The organism is Delftia sp. Lp-1, assembly GCF_020523835.1.
GTDB classification, from domain to species: Bacteria; Pseudomonadota; Gammaproteobacteria; order Burkholderiales; family Burkholderiaceae_C; genus Comamonas; species Comamonas acidovorans.
In genome coordinates this window covers 1,323,044-1,338,621 of sequence record NZ_JAJALJ010000001.1, presented here as the reverse complement: position 1 = coordinate 1,338,621, position 15,578 = coordinate 1,323,044, and the positions used below count along the sequence as shown (strand labels likewise).

Annotated in this window: 15 protein-coding genes and 1 other RNA gene; 7 read left to right on the top strand and 9 right to left on the bottom strand. The window is 66.7% G+C overall.

Annotation, left to right across the window (positions count from 1 at the left end; all coding sequences use genetic code 11):
• Window positions 1-35 precede the first annotated feature (35 nt).
• Both rnhA and LGR64_RS05845 read right to left on the bottom strand, forming a co-directional pair.
• Window positions 36-482 carry a ribonuclease HI gene (gene rnhA, locus LGR64_RS05850; protein WP_013801482.1) on the bottom strand — a complete coding sequence of 149 codons (447 nt, stop codon included), beginning with the start codon at window positions 480-482 and terminating at the stop codon, window positions 36-38.
• Window positions 479-1,309 (bottom strand): class I SAM-dependent methyltransferase, encoded by an 831-nt coding sequence (locus tag LGR64_RS05845; protein ID WP_141834573.1) that lies wholly within the window; start codon window positions 1,307-1,309, stop codon window positions 479-481. The genes rnhA and LGR64_RS05845 overlap by 4 nt, the downstream gene beginning before the upstream one ends.
• Between LGR64_RS05845 and gloB the strand changes: the two genes are divergently transcribed.
• On the top strand, window positions 1,308-2,081 hold the full coding sequence (gene gloB, locus LGR64_RS05840) for a hydroxyacylglutathione hydrolase (protein ID WP_012206696.1): 774 nt from the start codon (window positions 1,308-1,310) through the stop codon (window positions 2,079-2,081). The genes LGR64_RS05845 and gloB overlap by 2 nt on opposite strands.
• Entirely contained in the window at window positions 2,081-3,616 is a 1,536-nt protein-coding gene (locus LGR64_RS05835) for a transglycosylase SLT domain-containing protein (protein WP_141834570.1), read from the top strand. The genes gloB and LGR64_RS05835 overlap by 1 nt, the downstream gene beginning before the upstream one ends.
• Before the next feature lie 75 nt (window positions 3,617-3,691).
• Here the strand turns inward: LGR64_RS05835 and LGR64_RS05830 are convergent, their stop codons facing one another.
• The 5 genes from LGR64_RS05830 to dnaX all read right to left on the bottom strand — a co-directional run bounded on the left by LGR64_RS05830 (window position 3,692) and on the right by dnaX (window position 8,646).
• Window positions 3,692-4,777 carry an ABC transporter substrate-binding protein gene (locus LGR64_RS05830; protein ID WP_013801479.1) on the bottom strand — a complete coding sequence of 362 codons (1,086 nt, stop codon included), beginning with the start codon at window positions 4,775-4,777 and terminating at the stop codon, window positions 3,692-3,694.
• A gap of 95 nt (window positions 4,778-4,872) precedes the next feature.
• Entirely contained in the window at window positions 4,873-5,304 is a 432-nt protein-coding gene (locus LGR64_RS05825) for an MAPEG family protein (protein ID WP_141834556.1), read from the bottom strand.
• A gap of 45 nt (window positions 5,305-5,349) precedes the next feature.
• On the bottom strand, window positions 5,350-5,940 hold the full coding sequence (gene recR, locus LGR64_RS05820; RefSeq protein WP_034396114.1) for a recombination mediator RecR: 591 nt from the start codon (window positions 5,938-5,940) through the stop codon (window positions 5,350-5,352).
• 145 nt (window positions 5,941-6,085) lie between these two features.
• Entirely contained in the window at window positions 6,086-6,418 is a 333-nt protein-coding gene (locus LGR64_RS05815) for a YbaB/EbfC family nucleoid-associated protein (protein ID WP_012206701.1), read from the bottom strand.
• 47 nt (window positions 6,419-6,465) lie between these two features.
• Window positions 6,466-8,646: a DNA polymerase III subunit gamma/tau gene (gene dnaX, locus LGR64_RS05810; RefSeq protein ID WP_141834553.1), complete on the bottom strand. Its 2,181-nt coding sequence runs from the start codon at window positions 8,644-8,646 to the stop codon at window positions 6,466-6,468.
• Window positions 8,647-8,746: 100 nt separating this feature from the next.
• Between dnaX and ffs the strand changes: the two genes are divergently transcribed.
• Window positions 8,747-8,843: signal recognition particle sRNA small type (gene ffs / locus LGR64_RS05805), an RNA gene on the top strand.
• A 65-nt stretch (window positions 8,844-8,908) separates the two neighbouring features.
• Here ffs and LGR64_RS05800 read toward each other — a convergent pair.
• Window positions 8,909-10,285: a TIGR03862 family flavoprotein gene (locus LGR64_RS05800; protein ID WP_043818992.1), complete on the bottom strand. Its 1,377-nt coding sequence runs from the start codon at window positions 10,283-10,285 to the stop codon at window positions 8,909-8,911.
• A 271-nt stretch (window positions 10,286-10,556) separates the two neighbouring features.
• Between LGR64_RS05800 and trxA the strand changes: the two genes are divergently transcribed.
• A complete protein-coding gene (gene trxA / locus LGR64_RS05795; protein WP_012206704.1) occupies window positions 10,557-10,889 on the top strand; it encodes a thioredoxin TrxA in 333 nt (110 codons plus the stop codon).
• Window positions 10,890-11,155: 266 nt separating this feature from the next.
• The gene (rho, locus tag LGR64_RS05790; protein ID WP_012206705.1) at window positions 11,156-12,418 is read left to right on the top strand and encodes a transcription termination factor Rho; all 1,263 of its coding nucleotides are present in this window, start codon (window positions 11,156-11,158) and stop codon (window positions 12,416-12,418) included.
• 73 nt (window positions 12,419-12,491) lie between these two features.
• Here the strand turns inward: rho and LGR64_RS05785 are convergent, their stop codons facing one another.
• Complete coding sequence (locus LGR64_RS05785) at window positions 12,492-13,901, bottom strand: CoA transferase (RefSeq protein WP_141834550.1); 1,410 nt, start codon at window positions 13,899-13,901, stop codon at window positions 12,492-12,494.
• A 101-nt stretch (window positions 13,902-14,002) separates the two neighbouring features.
• On the opposite strand from LGR64_RS05785, the gene LGR64_RS05780 reads away from it, so the two are divergent.
• Both LGR64_RS05780 and LGR64_RS05775 read left to right on the top strand, forming a co-directional pair.
• Complete coding sequence (locus tag LGR64_RS05780) at window positions 14,003-15,196, top strand: citrate synthase family protein (protein WP_141834548.1); 1,194 nt, start codon at window positions 14,003-14,005, stop codon at window positions 15,194-15,196.
• Between the two features lie 114 nt (window positions 15,197-15,310).
• The gene (locus LGR64_RS05775; protein WP_013801474.1) at window positions 15,311-15,556 is read left to right on the top strand and encodes a type B 50S ribosomal protein L31; all 246 of its coding nucleotides are present in this window, start codon (window positions 15,311-15,313) and stop codon (window positions 15,554-15,556) included.
• The last annotated feature ends 22 nt before the right edge of the window (window positions 15,557-15,578 follow it).

Below are 15,578 nucleotides of genomic sequence, written 5' to 3'. Positions count from 1 at the left end.
GGGACGGGCATTGCACCCGCCCACGCACCAGACGCTCAGCGCCCCAGTGCCTGGTCCACGCCCTTGTTGGCCAGGGCGTCTGCCCGCTCGTTGCCAGGGTCGCCTGCGTGGCCCTTGACCCAGCGCCAGTCGATGCGGTGGCCGCCGCCCTGGACCAGGGCGTCCAGCCGCTGCCACAGCTCGACGTTCTTGACCGGCTCCTTGGAGGCCGTCTTCCAGCCCTTGGCCTTCCAGCCATGGATCCATTCGGTGATGCCCTTGAGCACATACTGGCTGTCGATGTAGAGCACCACATCGCAGGGCCGCCTGAGCGCGGACAACGCCTCGATCACGGCCATCATCTCCATGCGGTTGTTGGTCGTGTTCAGCTCGCCGCCGAACAGCTCTTTCCTGGCGCTGCCGGCCTCCAGCACCACGCCCCAGCCGCCGGGACCCGGATTGCCCTTGCAGGCGCCGTCCGTGTAGATAACAACTTGATTCAAAAAATTTCCTTGGGTTGAATGGCCCGGCCTTCAGGCCGGTTGGAATGCGGATCGCTGCCCTGCACCGCCTGCGCCGGCATGCGGTGGGCCACAGGCACGGAGGCGCCCGACACGGCTGCGCGGCCACGCCAGGCAGGCTCCAGCATGCGTGCGCCCGGCACGCGCTTGACGGCCACCACGCAGTACACGCCGCCCAGCATGGGCCAGCCCAGCCGCCCCACGCGGTCCATGAACTGCCAGCGCCGCAGCCAGCGATCCGTCTGCACGGCAGGACGATAGCAGCCGAACTGCACGGCCTCGATCTCGAAGGCCAGCAATCGCAGCCAGTCGCGCAGCCGCCAGTAACCCACGCCCCAGCCCACATCGGGCAGATACACGCCGCGCTCGGCACGGCGCTGCACGCCCAGCAGACTGGCGGGGTTGAGCCCGCACACGACGATACGGCCCTCGGGCATCAGCACCCTGGCCGCCTCGCGCAACACGGCATGCGGGTCCGGCGAGGTCTCCAGCGTGTGCGGCATGACGACGAGGTCGAGGCTGGCCTCGGAAAACGGCAGCGCGGCCGGATCGGCCAGCAGCGCCACGGGCACCTCCAGCGGCGGCACGCCCTCGGCTGGCACCGCATCCTGCATGGAATCCAGGGCCAGCCAGCGGTGCGGCATGCGATTGGCGCGCAGCCCCTGGAGCATGGGCATGCCCAACTGCAGGCTGTGATAGCCGAAAATATCGGCCACCGCCTCGTCGCAGCGCTGCTGCTCCCATTCCAGCAGGTAGTGGCCGAGGGCAGATTGCGTCCAGTGATGCGTCCCTATAATTTTGCTGCTCATGAACCTGTTGCCCATCCCCGCTTTTTCCGACAACTACATCTGGCTGCTGTACGACGCAGGGCAGGCCCTGGTCGTCGATCCCGGCGATGCAGCGCCCGTGCTGGCCAGCCTGCGCCAGCTGGACTTGCAGTTGCAGGGCATTTTAGTCACCCACCACCATGCCGATCATGTCGGCGGCGTGGCGCAGCTGCGCCAGGCCACGGGCGCCCAGGTCTGGGGCCCCGCCTACGAGCAGTTGCCCGAGCCCGTGCAGCGCGTGCAGGGTGGCGATACCGTGCAGGCCCTGGGCGGCCCCTGGCAGGTCATTGACGTGCCCGGCCACACCAGCGGCCACATCGCCTTCTACAGCACGGCGGCGCAGGCGCAGCCCGTGCTGTTCTGCGGCGATACGCTGTTTTCAGGGGGGTGCGGGCGCCTGTTCGAAGGCACGCCGCAGCAGATGCAGCAATCGCTGGACGATCTGGCCGCGCTGCCGGACAACACCCTGGTCTGCTGCGCACATGAGTACACAATGTCCAACCTGCGCTTTGCGCAGGCCGTGGAACCAAACAACCAGGCCCTGGCTCACTACCAGAGGCATTGTCAGGCGTTGCGCGAGGCCGGCCGGCCCACGCTGCCTTCCCTGATGGAGACCGAGCGCTCCATCAATCCCTTTCTTAGAACGCGCGAATCCGCAGTGGCCGCCGCCGCCGCAGGCTTCGACGCACAGGTGAGACAGCAGGACCCCGCCAGCGTGCTGGCCGGCCTGCGCCAATGGAAAAACGTCTTCTGATGAAACTGCTACACACCCTGCTGCTGGGCAGCCTGCTGGCTCTTGCGGGCTGCGCCACCACCAGCAGCCCGGACCTGGCCAGCACGGCCCCCGCCCCCAACACCGCACCGCACTCCCCGATGTACCCCAACGGACCGCTGAGCCCGCTGGGCACAGGCAGCGCCGGCAACGGCGGCGTGGCCTCACTGGAGACCACGGGCGATCTGTGGGTACGCATTCGCCAGGGCTTCGCCATGCCCGACCTGGACCAGGATCTGGTCAAGGACCGCGAGCAGTGGTATGCCAGCCGGCCCGACTACATACAGCGCATGACCGAGCGCTCCAGCAAGTACCTGTTCCACATCGTCGAGGAACTGGAGCGGCGCAACATGCCCACCGAGCTGGCGCTGCTGCCCTACATCGAGAGCGCCTTCAACCCGCAGGCCGTCTCCACCGCCAAGGCGGCCGGCATGTGGCAGTTCATGCCGGCCACCGGCACCTATTTCGACCTCAAGCAAAACGCCTTCCGCGACGACCGCCGAGACGTGCTGGCCTCCACGCGCGCCGCGCTGGACTACCTGCAAAAGCTCTACGACATGTTCGGCGACTGGCACCTGGCCCTGGCCGCCTACAACTGGGGCGAAGGCAGTGTGGGCCGCGCCATCAAGCGCAACGAGAAGCTGGGCCTGCCCACGGGCTACACCGACCTGCAGATGCCGGCCGAGACCCGCATGTACGTGCCCAAGCTGCAGGCCGTCAAGAACATCGTGGCCAACCCCGATGCGTTCAACACCGAGCTGCCACTGATCGAGAACCACCCCTACTTCCAGACCGTCACCATCACCCGTGACATCGACGTGGAACTGGTGGCCAAGCTGGCCGACGTGTCGACCGATGACTTCAAGGCGCTGAATCCCAGCTTCCGCAAGCCGGTGATCTTTGCGGCCGGCACGCCGGAAATCCTGCTGCCCTGGGACAACGCCAAGGTGTTCCGCCGCAACATGCAGGCCTTCGACGAAGGCCAGTACGCGAGCTGGACCGTGTGGACCGTGCCTTCCACCATCAGCGTGGCCGAGGCGGCCCAGCGCGTGGGCCTGGGCGAGTCCGACCTGCGCGCCCTCAACAACATCCCCCCGCGCATGCTGATCAAGGCCGGCTCCGCGCTCATGGTGCCGCGCGGCGCCAACGTGCGTGCCGACGTGGCCGGCCACGTGGCCGACAACGGCCAGATCAGCTTTGCCCCCGAGATCGTCACGCGCCGCACCACCATCAAGGCCCGCAAGCGCGACACGCTCATCAGCGTGGCCAACCGCTACGGCGTCAGCGCATCCAATCTGGCGGACTGGAATGACCTGAAGTCCTCCGCCACCCTGCATGCCGGCCAATCGCTGGTGGCCTACCTGCCGGTGCGCGCCAGCAGCGGCGGCAATGCCCGGGCGGCCAAATCCACAGGAACCGCGCGCAAGGTGGCCGTGCAGCCGCAAAACCGCAACGCCAAGGTGTCGGTCACCACGGCGCCGCGTGGCGGCAAGCCATCCAAGGTGAAAAAGCGCTGAAGGCGCGGAGGGCACCCTCACTGCCCCCTCCACAGAGCCCGCTTTCGCGGGCTCTTTTGCGTACGGCCCGGGGGCTCAGGTGTGGAAACGCTGGCGGGACTGCCGCACGAATTCGTTGGTGAACGAGCGCTCCAGGTCGATACCGCTGCGCGCCAGCGCAGGGTTGAGCCGGACCAGGGCGCGCAGGGCCGTGGCAGGCCCGTCATCGGGCATCAGGCCATCCGGCGAGATGGTGGTGCGCATGTGCTCGAAGGCCGACAGATAGGCGCGCCGCGAACCCAGCAGATAGGGTGCAGGCACGGCCCTGAGCACATCCATGGGCGCGGCGGTCTGCAGCCACTTGAGCGATCGGACCATGGCATTGCTCAGCGCCTGGGCCTTGGCCGGGTTCTTGCGCAAAAAGGCCTGGGTCGCGTACAGCGTGCCCGAGGGCATGGAGCCGCCGTACAGCTGTGCGCTGCTGCGCAGATCACGCAGGTCTCTGACGATGCGCACGGCTCCCTTGTCCTCCAGCACGCTCATCAGCGGGTCCGCATGGCACAGCGCATGCACGCGCCCGGTGCGCAGCGCCTCCATGGCGTCAGGCCCCGAGCCCACACCCACCAATTGCACCAGATCGGCCTCCAGGCCATCGCCCAGCAGCATCAGTTGCACGGCCCGGGCCGTGGATGCGCCCAGCGAGGACACGCCCACGCGCCGCCCGCGCAGGTCGGCCAGCGTCTGGTAGCGCGGCATCCAGCGCGAGGACACGCCCAGCGCAATCTGCGGCGCACGCCCCTGCACGACGAAGGCACGCAGCACACTGCCGCGCTGCTGCGCGACAAGCGTGTGTTCATAGGCACCCGCGCACACATCGGCGGCGCCCGATTCCAGCGCCTGCAGCGACTGCGACCCGCCCGGATAGTCATCGATGCGCACGGTCAGGCCCTCGGCCTCGAAGTACCCCAGTTGCTGGGCAATCACCAGCGGCAGGTAATACAGCAGGCCCTGACCGCCCACGGAAATCGTCACCAGCTCGGCCGAACCGAGGGAAGGAAGCGACCACAGGGAACCCAGCCCCATGAGGCTCAACAAGGTTCGGCGATCAAGCACGTGGGAAGACATGGTGGTTATTTTGCTGCAGTGCAACAAGATCATGCCCAGAGCCCGCATGCACAGCATCGGTGCTTGCCCGTATGTGAAACACCTTAGGCTTCAGGGCCAGCACGGCGCGCGGTGAACACGCGCCCGGCCCTCACCCAGGCCTCACCCAGGCCTCAGCGGTAGCCCGCGAAAAACAGCAGCAGATTCACCACCAGTGCCAGCGCCCAGGCCAGACTGCGCAGCGTGGCGCGGTCCGTCACATAGAAGGCGATGTAGGCAATACGCAACAGAACAAAGGCCACGGCCAGGCCATCGACACGCGCGGACGGTGCACCCAATTGCCAGGCAACCAGCAAGGCGCCAATGAAGAATGGCAGGCACTCGAAGCTATTGGCCTGCGCCGCATTGGCCCGTGCCTGGTAGCCCGTCTGCTGCGCCAGCCAGGCCCGGGGTTCGTGGTTGTCGAAACCGCGCTGCCCCGGCCGGTGCTTCATGCCGGGCGCCTTGGCGATGTAGGCGCAGGCCAGCGGCAGCAGGGCCGCCACCAGCAGGCACCAATGCGCGATGGAGAAGCCGCCGGGCGGCAGGATGACAGAGGTCGGCATACAGGCTCCTGATGAAAAGACAAGAAACGCCAGCCGCCTCGGCCACTACCGGCGGTCCACCAGCGCATGGGCGATCGTACCCAGGTCCACGTATTCGAGTTCGCTGCCTATGGGCACGCCGCGCGCCAGCCGCGTCACATGGATGCCGCGCGCCTTCAGGGCCTCGCTGATCGCATGGGCCGTGGCCTCGCCTTCGGCCGTGAAGCTGGTGGCCAGGATCACCTCCTGCACCTTGCCGTCGCCGGCACGCTCCAGCAGGGATGACAGGTTCAGATCGCGCGGACCTATGCCGTCGAGTGGCGACAGCCGCCCCATCAGCACGTAGTAATAGCCCTGGTAGGCACCCGTGCGCTCCATGGCCGCCATATCGGCGGGCGCCTCCACCACGCACAGCCGGGCCGCGTCACGCCCTTCATCCTGGCAGATGGAGCAGATGCGGCCTTCGGTGAAGGTATGGCAGCGCTCGCAGTGGGTGACCGACTCCACGGCCATGGTCAGGGCACGGGCCAGTTGCCGCGCGCCGTCCTGGTCGCGCTGCAGCAGGTGGAAGGCCATGCGCTGCGCCGACTTGATGCCCACACCCGGGAGCCTGCGCAAGGCCTCGATCAGGCCATCGAGCGATTGCACGTCCGACATGGCAGCTTCCTTTCAATGGAGAAGGGTCTCAGAAAAAAAGCGATCTGCAGGGGCAGATCGCTCGATGGCCACTCCACACGAGTGGGCAGCAGGAGAAGCCGGCATGGCCTCTCCAGGCTGTTCGGCACAACCGCTGGGGCCTGCCTCAGAACGGAAACTTCATGCCGCCCGGCAGGCCGGGCATGCCGGCCGTGAGCTTGCCCATCTTCTCGTTGGAAGTCTCTTCGGCCTTGCGCACGGCGGCGTTGAAGGCGGCAGCCACCAGGTCTTCCAGCATGTCCTTGTCTTCGGCCAGCAGGCTGGGGTCGATGGTGATGCGCTTGACGTCGTGCTTGCAAGTCATGACCACCTTCACCAGGCCCGCGCCAGACTCGCCTTCCACCTCGATGTTGCCCAGTTCATCCTGGGCCTTCTTGAGGTTGTCCTGCATGGCCTGGGCTTGCTTCATCAGGCCGGCCAGTTGTCCTTTGTTGAACATGTGAGTTCCTTCTTCTGTAGGGTAAAAACGAAACGCTCTAGAGCGTGTCAGGGCTGAATGGATACGGGCTTGATACTGCCGGGCACGATTTTCGCGCCATGGCTGCGGATCAGGGTCTGCACCAGAGAATGATTCATCACGATGTCTTCTGCAATGCGCTGGCGCTCATGGCTGGCCACCGCATTGCGCCGCGCGGGGCTGTCTGCCACGGCGCCTTGCTCGACATGCAGTTGCCGCGCCAGGCCAGCGGCCTCCAGCGCCGCACGCAAGCGCTCGCGCGTGGCGGGCTGCGCCAGCGAGCTGCTTTCCACGCGCAGCGTCCATGCATCGCCATCGCGTGCTACCAGTTGCGACTGCAGCGCCAGCTGCCGTGCCAGCGCCGTGACGGCCTCGGCCTGCACCAGTTGCTGGACGGCAGCGTGCCAGACATCGCCGTCGGGCGTGCGCTCCACGGTCGGTGCGGGAGGCGCACCGGGGGACTGGCGGCCACGTTCGGGAGCGAAGTCCTGCACATCGATCTGAGTGTCGATCTGCGGTTCGGCCTGCCGTGCCACGGCAGCGGCAGGCGGCTCCAGGGCCAGATCTCCGTCATCGCTCCAGCGGCCTTCGTCGGCCCAGCCTTCATCGGGCATCCCGGCCCAGGCACCCTCGTCCGGTGCATCGGCATCCTGCGCCTGCGGCGCCTCATCGGCAGAAGAGTCTTCGTCTTCCTGCATATCGTCCACGGGCTCATCCACAGGCTCGTCCAGGGGCTCCTGGGCGACACCGGCGGCCGGCTTCACCTCTGGAGCAGCGGAAGGCCTGGCCTCCTGGACAGGCGCAAGCACAGGTTCCGGCCTGGCAACTGCGGCCACGGGCGCCTGAACAGGCGCTGGAGCCGCAACGGCTTGCACCACGGGAGCGACCACGGCGGGCGCAGCGGTCACGGGAGATGCGACAGGCGCGACAGGAGCAGGAGACGCGACCGGGACGGGCATGGCCGCCTTGGCTGGGACAGCGGGAGCCTCGGGCACAGCGGGCTGTGCGGGCCGCGTCTGCGCCACGGGCGCGGGAGATTCAGGCTTCGCCGTGGAGGGGGTCAGCGCTGGAGTTTTTTTTTCAGCCGCGCCCGGGGCAGGCTCTGCAGATTGCGGCTTGAACGCCAGCAGCCGCAGCAGCGCCATGGTCAGCGCCGCGTACTCGTCGGGTGCCAGGCCCAGTTCGGCCCGGCCATGCAGGCAGATGCTGTAGAGCAGCTGGGTTTCGTCGCGCGGCATCAGCACCGCAAGGCGGGCGATCTCTGCGGCTTCTGGATCGCTGGCGTCGGCGGCCATCTGCGGCACGGCCTGTGCCACGGCCATGCGCTGCAGCACGGCGCACATTTCCTCCAGCGTGGAGGCGGCGGACAGGCCATTGCGGCGCAGCGCCTCGGAGGTTTCCACCACCACCTGGCCATCGGCCTGGGCAAGTGCCTCGATCAGGCGGAACACATGGCTGCGGTCCACGCTGCCCAGCATCTGGCGCACCGTGGCCTCCTGCAGCTGTCCGCTGCCAAAGGCAATCGCCTGGTCGGTCAGCGACAGCGCATCGCGCATGGAGCCACGCGCGGCGCGCGACAGCAGGCGCAGGGCCTGGGGCTCGGAGGCCACGCCTTCCTGCCCCAGCACCTGGCCCAGATGCTCCAGCACGGTCTCGGGCGCCATGGGCCGCAGGTTGAACTGCAGGCAGCGGCTGAGCACGGTCACGGGAACCTTCTGCGGATCGGTGGTGGCCAGCACGAACTTCAGGTATTCGGGCGGCTCCTCCAGCGTCTTGAGCATGGCGTTGAAGGCCGTGTTCGTGAGCATGTGCACTTCGTCGATCATGAAAACCTTGAAGCGTCCCTGCACCGGCTTGTAGACAGCCTGCTCCAGCAGGCTCTGCACCTCGTCCACGCCACGGTTGGAGGCAGCGTCCAGCTCCGTGTAGTCGGGAAAGCGCCCGCTGTCGATTTCGGTACAGGCCGCACAGACGCCGCAGGGCGTTGCCGTGATGCCGCCCTGGCCATCGGCGCCCTGGCAGTTGAGCGACTTGGCCAGAATGCGCGAGACCGTGGTCTTGCCCACGCCGCGCGTGCCGGTGAACAGATAGGCATGGTGCAGGCGCTGCTGCGTCAGGGCATTGGTGAGCGCCTGAACGACATGCTCCTGCCCCACCATTTCAGAGAAATTGCGGGGGCGGTATTTGCGGGCCAGCACAAGATAAGACATCCCGCGATTCTACGGGGCTGGGCGCCCTTGCCTGAGGCGACCCGGGTTTGGCCGGCCATGTCGTCCGGGCGGCCCGGTGTTTGCCCCTATAATCGAGAGTGACGGGCCTCCTCGCATGGGGAAGCGGCCAACCGGGTCAGGTGGGGAACCAAGCAGCCCTAACCGTGAAACCAGTGCCGAGGGCAAGGCTCGTCACCTTCATTGAACAGCAGGCCCTGCAGGCGCCTGCCCCGTCCAAGCCCGCTGCGGCACCCACTCCTTCTTAACGCTCTGCGCCATCCACCTTGAGATAGCGCGCAACGCCTTGCGCCGCCTGCAGGCCGCTGGCCATGCACGCCGTCAGCAGGTAGCCGCCCGTGGGAGCCTCCCAGTCCAGCATCTCGCCGGCGCAGAAAACGCCAGGAGCGGCTGCGCACATGCCGTTGGCATCCAGAGCTTCCAGCCGCACGCCGCCTGCCGTGCTGATGGCCTCGTCAATGGGTCGGGCCGCCACCACGGTGATGGGCAGGGCCTTGATGGCATGGGCCAGCCGCACAGGGTCGGCCACACCTTCCTTGCCCAGCACCTCATGCAGCACGGCGGCCTTGATGCCGTCCAGGCCCAGGCGCCCCTTCAGATGGCTGGCCAGGCTGCGCGAGCCGCGCGGATGGCGCACTTCCACCAGCACGCGCTCGGGCGTCAACTGGGGCAGCAGGTCGAGATGGACGGTGGCCTGCCCATCGCGCGCAATGGCTTCGCGCAGCGCCGCAGAGACGGCATAGATCAGGCTGCCTTCCACGCCCGTGGTCGTGGCAATGAATTCGCCCTTGCGCGAGAAAACATGGCCCTTGCCATCATCAAAGGACAGCGCCACAGACTTGAACGGCTGGCCCGCAAAGCGCTCGGTGAAATAAGGACTCCAGCCGCGCGCAGGCTGGGGACTGGCGCCCAGCAGCTCGGCCATGAACTCCCGGCGATCGATCTGTCCGCCCGAAGCCGCGCCATCCAGACCCACATCGAACCCGCAGTTGGAAGGCTTCAACGCAGCGACTTCAACACCGCGCTGCTCCAGCAATGGCAGCCAGGCGCCATCCGAGCCCAGGCGCGCCCAGCTGCCACCGCCCAATGCCAGCACCACGGCCCTTGCACGCACCTGCAGCCGCCCTTCGGGTGTATCAAAGCCCAGCGCATCGCCGTCTTGCCAGCCCACCCAGCGGTGGCGCGTGTGCAGCACCACGCCCTGGGTCTGCAGACGCACCAGCCAGGCACGCAGCAAGGGCGCAGCCTTCATGTCCTTGGGGAATACGCGGCCCGAGCTGCCCACAAAGGTTTCCACGCCCAGTTCACCGGCCCAGGCACGCAGTTGATCCGGCGACAGCAGCTCCAGCCAGCGCGACACCTCGGCACTGCGCTCGCCGTAGCGGGAGACAAAGGCGGGCAGGTTTTCGGAATGGGTCAGGTTGAGCCCGCCCTTGCCGGCCATGAGGAACTTGCGCCCAGCGGAGGACTTGGCCTCGAACACATGGACATCCAGCCCCTTGCCGGCCAGCCCTTCGGCCGCCATCAGGCCCGCAGGCCCCGCACCGATCACTGCCACATCGCAGTCCATCGTGCGCGCTGCCGCACCGGGTTCAAAAGCATCCATCACATCAGTTTCCATTCCATGCTCGCATTCAACTTGGCGCTGCCGGCCGGCACATATGCCTGCAGCGCGGGCGCGCAGAATACCCTGCCGCAGGCCGGTCTGCGCGCAGGCGCCACTAATTCCCGGAGTCCCGGCAACCCTGTCGCCACCCCATAAACAGCTATGACAGTCATAGCATTGAGCTACCGCCCATACGGTGCAGCAGGTGATAGGTTTCTGTCACAATCTTTTTGCGGTGCGGATTTTCCTGCGCCTTCCTCATTGCGAAAAATCAAGGACTCCACCCATGGCCAGCGAACTGATCAAACACATCTCCGACGCAAGCTTTGAAGCCGACGTCTTGCAGCCTGGCACCACGGTGCTGGTCGATTACTGGGCCGAATGGTGCGGCCCCTGCAAGATGATCGCCCCCATCCTCGACGAAGCAGCGCAGACCTACAAGGAAAAGCTGTCCATCGCCAAGATGAATGTGGACGAGAACCGCGAGATCCCCGCCAAGTTCGGCATCCGCGGCATTCCCACGCTGATGCTGTTCAAGGATGGCCAGCTGGCCGCCACCAAGGTGGGCGCCCTCAACAAGGCACAGCTGTCCGCTTTCCTGGAACAGCACCTGGCCTGATTCCCCCGACGGCCCCGCACACGGGGCCGTCACAGATGCGGGCCAGCGTTGACCGCAGCACCGCATAGCACTGGCGCATAAACGAGGCGCCAGCGCAAATTTCCCTGTGACCTTCGGATTTTTTCCTGTCATAATGCCCTTCATCACCGGCCTTATGCATTGAAGGCCGCGCTGAGACCCTCAGGCAAGCCAGCCCACTTCCACAGTGTTTCGCTTGGCTCAACGCCTTCCCCTGGTTTCTTTCCACTCCGTTCTGGAGTCACTCCATGCACCTTAATGAACTCAAGGCACTGCACGTGTCTGAAGTCCTGAAGCAGGCCGAAGCGCTTGAGATCGAAAACGTCGGTCGCATGCGCAAGCAAGAGTTGATGTTCGCCATCATCAAAAAGCGAGCCAAGGCAGGCGAACAAGTGTTCGCCGACGGCGTGCTGGAAATCCTGCCGGACGGTTTCGGCTTTCTGCGCAGCCCCGACACCAGCTATACGGCCAGCACCGACGACATCTACATCTCGCCCAGCCAGGTCCGCCGCTTCAACCTGCACACCGGCGACATGATCGAAGGTGAAGTGCGCACGCCCAAGGATGGCGAGCGCTACTTCGCACTGACCAAGCTCGACTCCGTCAACGGCGGCTCGCCCGAGCAGAACAAGCACAAGGTGCTGTTCGAGAATCTGACCCCCCTGTTCCCCACCCAGCAGCTGCGCCTGGAGCGCGAGATCAAGGGTGAGGAGAACATCACCGGCCGCATCATCGACATCATCGCCCCCATCGGCCGCGGCCAGCGTGCGCTGATCGTCGCACCGCCCAAGAGCGGCAAGACCATGATGATGCAGAGCATCGCCCATTCCATCACGGCCAATCATCCCGACGTGCACCTGATGGTGCTGCTGGTCGATGAGCGCCCCGAAGAAGTGACCGAGATGCAGCGCTCGGTCAAGGGCGAAATCATCGCCTCCACCTTCGACGAGCCCGCCACGCGCCACGTGCACGTGGCCGAAATGGTGATCGAGCGCGCCAAGCGCCTGGTCGAGCTCAAGAAGGACGTGGTCATCCTGCTGGACTCCATCACCCGCCTGGCCCGCGCCTACAACAACGTCGTGCCCTCGTCGGGCAAGGTGCTGTCGGGCGGCGTGGACTCCAACGCCCTGCAGCGCCCCAAGCGCTTCTTCGGCGCGGCACGCAATGTGGAAGAAGGCGGCTCGCTGACCATCATCGCCACGGCCCTGGTCGATACCGGCAGCCGCATGGACGAAGTGATCTTCGAAGAGTTCAAGGGCACCGGCAACAGCGAACTGGCCCTGAACCGCCGCCTCTACGAGAAGCGCGTGTTCCCCGCCATCGAACTCAACAAGAGCGGCACACGCCGCGAAGAACTGCTGCTGGCTCCCGAGATCCTGCAAAAGACCCGCATCCTGCGCCAGTTCATGTACAACATGGACGAGATCGAGGCCATGGAGCTGATGATCAAGAACATGCGGGCCACGAAGACCAACGTGGACTTCTTCGACATGATGCGCCGCGGCGGCTGATCGCAGAGATCCAGCCCACGGCCCCTACAGACGCCTCGCTCACGCGGGGCGTTTTGCATTCCAGCCGCCCGTCTCACCACGCTGCGGCAGACGTGCCCAGCGCACAGGCCGCGCGCTCCCAATGCATGGGCGCACCCGCCACCTCCACCGGCGCCCGCAGGCGCCGCGCCGCGCCCCAGGAGGTCGCCTCGATCGCCGCGCTGAAATCCTCGGCACCGTTCACCGGCGCCAGCGGGCAGGCATCCGGGTCGCTCACGCCATGCCCCGCCAGAAGATGGGCCGTGCGCGCCAACGAGGCACGCACCGTGCTGCCGCCCTGCCCCTGCATGCGCCGCACCAGTGCCATTACCACGGCGGCAGCCATCAGATAGCCGGTGGCGTGGTCCAGCGCCTGCAGCGGCAGGGGCGTGGGCCGGTCACGGACCAGCCGGTGCATGCCTGCATCGGCAATGCCGGCGCTCATCTGCACCAGGCTGTCGAAGCCGCGCCGCTGCTGCCAGGGCCCGCTCCATCCATAGGCGTTGAGCGACACATCGATGAGCGAGGGATTCAGCCGACGGCGCCACGCGGCCCCGAATCCCAGCCCCTCCAGCGCACCGTACCGGTAACCGTGGACCAGCACGTCGGCACCGGCCAAAAGTTGCTCGAACACGGCACGATCCTGGGGCGCCCGCAGGTCCAGCCGGGCGCAGCGCTTGCCCAGCGTGACTTCAGGCACCGTCCCCGGCTCCTCCCAACCAGGCGGATCGATGCGCAGCACCTCGGCACCATGGCCCGCAAGCCAGCGCGTGGCGGCGGGACCGGCCAGGATGCGCGTCAGATCCAGCACGCGCAGCCCCTTCAGCGGCCGCTGCGCCGATGGCTGCCACGCACCAGCACTGAAACTGAAGGGCAGGCCCGGCTGCGGATGCATCTGCCACGCCAGCAAAGGCTCCTGCTGCACGGCCTGCCCCTGCGGATGCGCAGCCCAGGCAGCCAGCCCGCGCATGGCGGCGGCACAGCCACCCTGCGCGACAACGGCCGACTCCAACTCATGCGCCGTCCAGCTGCTCACCGCCGTCGCCACAGTCTCCCGATCGGCCGGCGCGCCGAGCACGGCCAGCGCCGCTGCGCGGTGGTGGGGCGCATTGGTATGCAGGCGGATCCAGCCATCGGCCGTGCGGTAGTCACCGGCCACGGCGTCCCACAGCGCGGGCATCTCCCAGCCCAGCGGATGCAGGCTGCTGCCAAACCACAGGGACGCGAGCCTGCGGTCCACCACCACCTGCGGCGCGGCAGCGCCGCATTGGGCCATCAGCTCGGAGATGGCAAGGCCTGCCACACCCAGGCTGGCCGCCGCCAGATCGGAGACCGGAAACACCGAGGCCAAGGCGCCTTGCCCGCGCATCTCCAGACGGTGCAGCGCGCCCTGGGCACCTTCCAGTGCCGCCCAGATCTGGGCGACGCAGTGATCAAAAGCGCAAGGGGACGGAAGACTGGACATGGAGCACTCCTGGCAACGGAAACAAGGGTTGGAACTCGCACGATAGATTTCCAGAAAATATTGTCAATATTGATTAAATAAATCAACATATCATCATATCCATGCCCGACTACCTGAACTCGACCGAAGCCACCGCACTGCTGGGCGTGAGCCGCGCCACGCTGTATGCCTATGTCAGCCGAGGACTGCTGCACGCCCATGCGGCAGACACGCCGCGCGAAAGCCGTTACCTGCGCGAAGAGATCGAGCAGCTCGCGCGCCAGCGCGGCCAGGGCCGCAAACCCCGCGAAGTCGCCCAGGCCGCGCTCAACTGGGGCCTGCCGGTGCTGGAGTCATCGATCACGCTGATAGAACAGGGCCGCCTCTACTACCGTGGCGAGGACGCCGTGGACTGGGCACGCGCGCACACGCTGGAAGAGACCGCCGCCCTGCTCTGGCAATACCCGGCCAATGCCGCCTTCGCCGCACACGCCGTGGAGGCCGCCCCTGTGTTGCCCGACCTGCAGCTGCGCATGGCCGGCCAGCCTTGCGAAAACACGCTGCTGCCGCTGTTCACCGTCGCCAGCGATGACGCGGCCACTGCCGCATGGCAGCAATCGCCAGAACGGCTGGCAGCAGGCTGCGGAGCGCTCCTGCGCCTGCTGGCAGCCTGCCTGCTGGGCACGGCGCCGGACAAGACCCCCATCCACCTGCAATGCGCCCAGGCCTGGGCGCTGGACGCCCAAGGCGCCGACCTAGTGCGCATGGCCCTGGTGCTGTGCGCCGACCATGAACTCAACGCCTCCGGCTTCACGGCGCGCTGCGTGGCATCCACGGGCGCCAGCCTGCGGGCGGCCGTGGTGGGAGGCCTTGCCGCCCTGACGGGCGGGCGCCACGGCGGCACGACCGCGCGCGTCGAGGCGCTCTGGGACGAGCTGGGCGAGGCGCAGGCCCCGGCACGCCTGCGCCAGCGCCTGGCGCGCGGCGAGACCCTGCCCGGCTTCGGCCACCACCTCTACCCCGAAGGCGATGTGCGCGCCGCCCTGTTGCTGGAAATGCTGCCCAGGCAGGGACCGGCGGCGGCCTTGGCGGCCGAAGTGATGGCACTCACTGGCCTGGCCCCTTCGGTCGATTTCGCATTGGTGGCCCTGCGGCGGCACCTGCAGTTGCCGGCGGGCAGCGCCTTCGGGCTGTTCGCGCTGGGCCGCTGCGCGGGCTGGCTGGCACAGGCGCTGGAGCAGCGCGCCACACGGCAGATCATTCGGCCACGCGCGGCGTACACGGGCCCCAGGCCCGCCGGCTTGGCACGCAACTGAGCACTATGCGATAATGCAGGGCTTTTTCTTGCGGAAAGTACGCTTGATTTGAACCGCTACAAAGGTTGCAGCGGGTCAGGCACGGCTACCGCACTTGCATCAGAAGGAAAGATCATGAAAGAAGGCATCCACCCCAACTACCGCGAAGTTCTGTTCGTGGACCTGTCCAACGGCTTCAAGTTCGTGACCCGCTCCTGCGTGAACACGAAGGAAACCGACACCTTCGAAGGCAAGGACTACCCCCTGTTCAAGCTGGACACCTCGTCCGAGTCGCACCCGTTCTACACCGGCACGCAAAAGTCGGTGGACAACATGGGCGGCCGTGTGGAGCGCTTCCGCAACCGTTTCGGCAAGAAGTAAATCCTGCTTCTCCGGCCAGAAG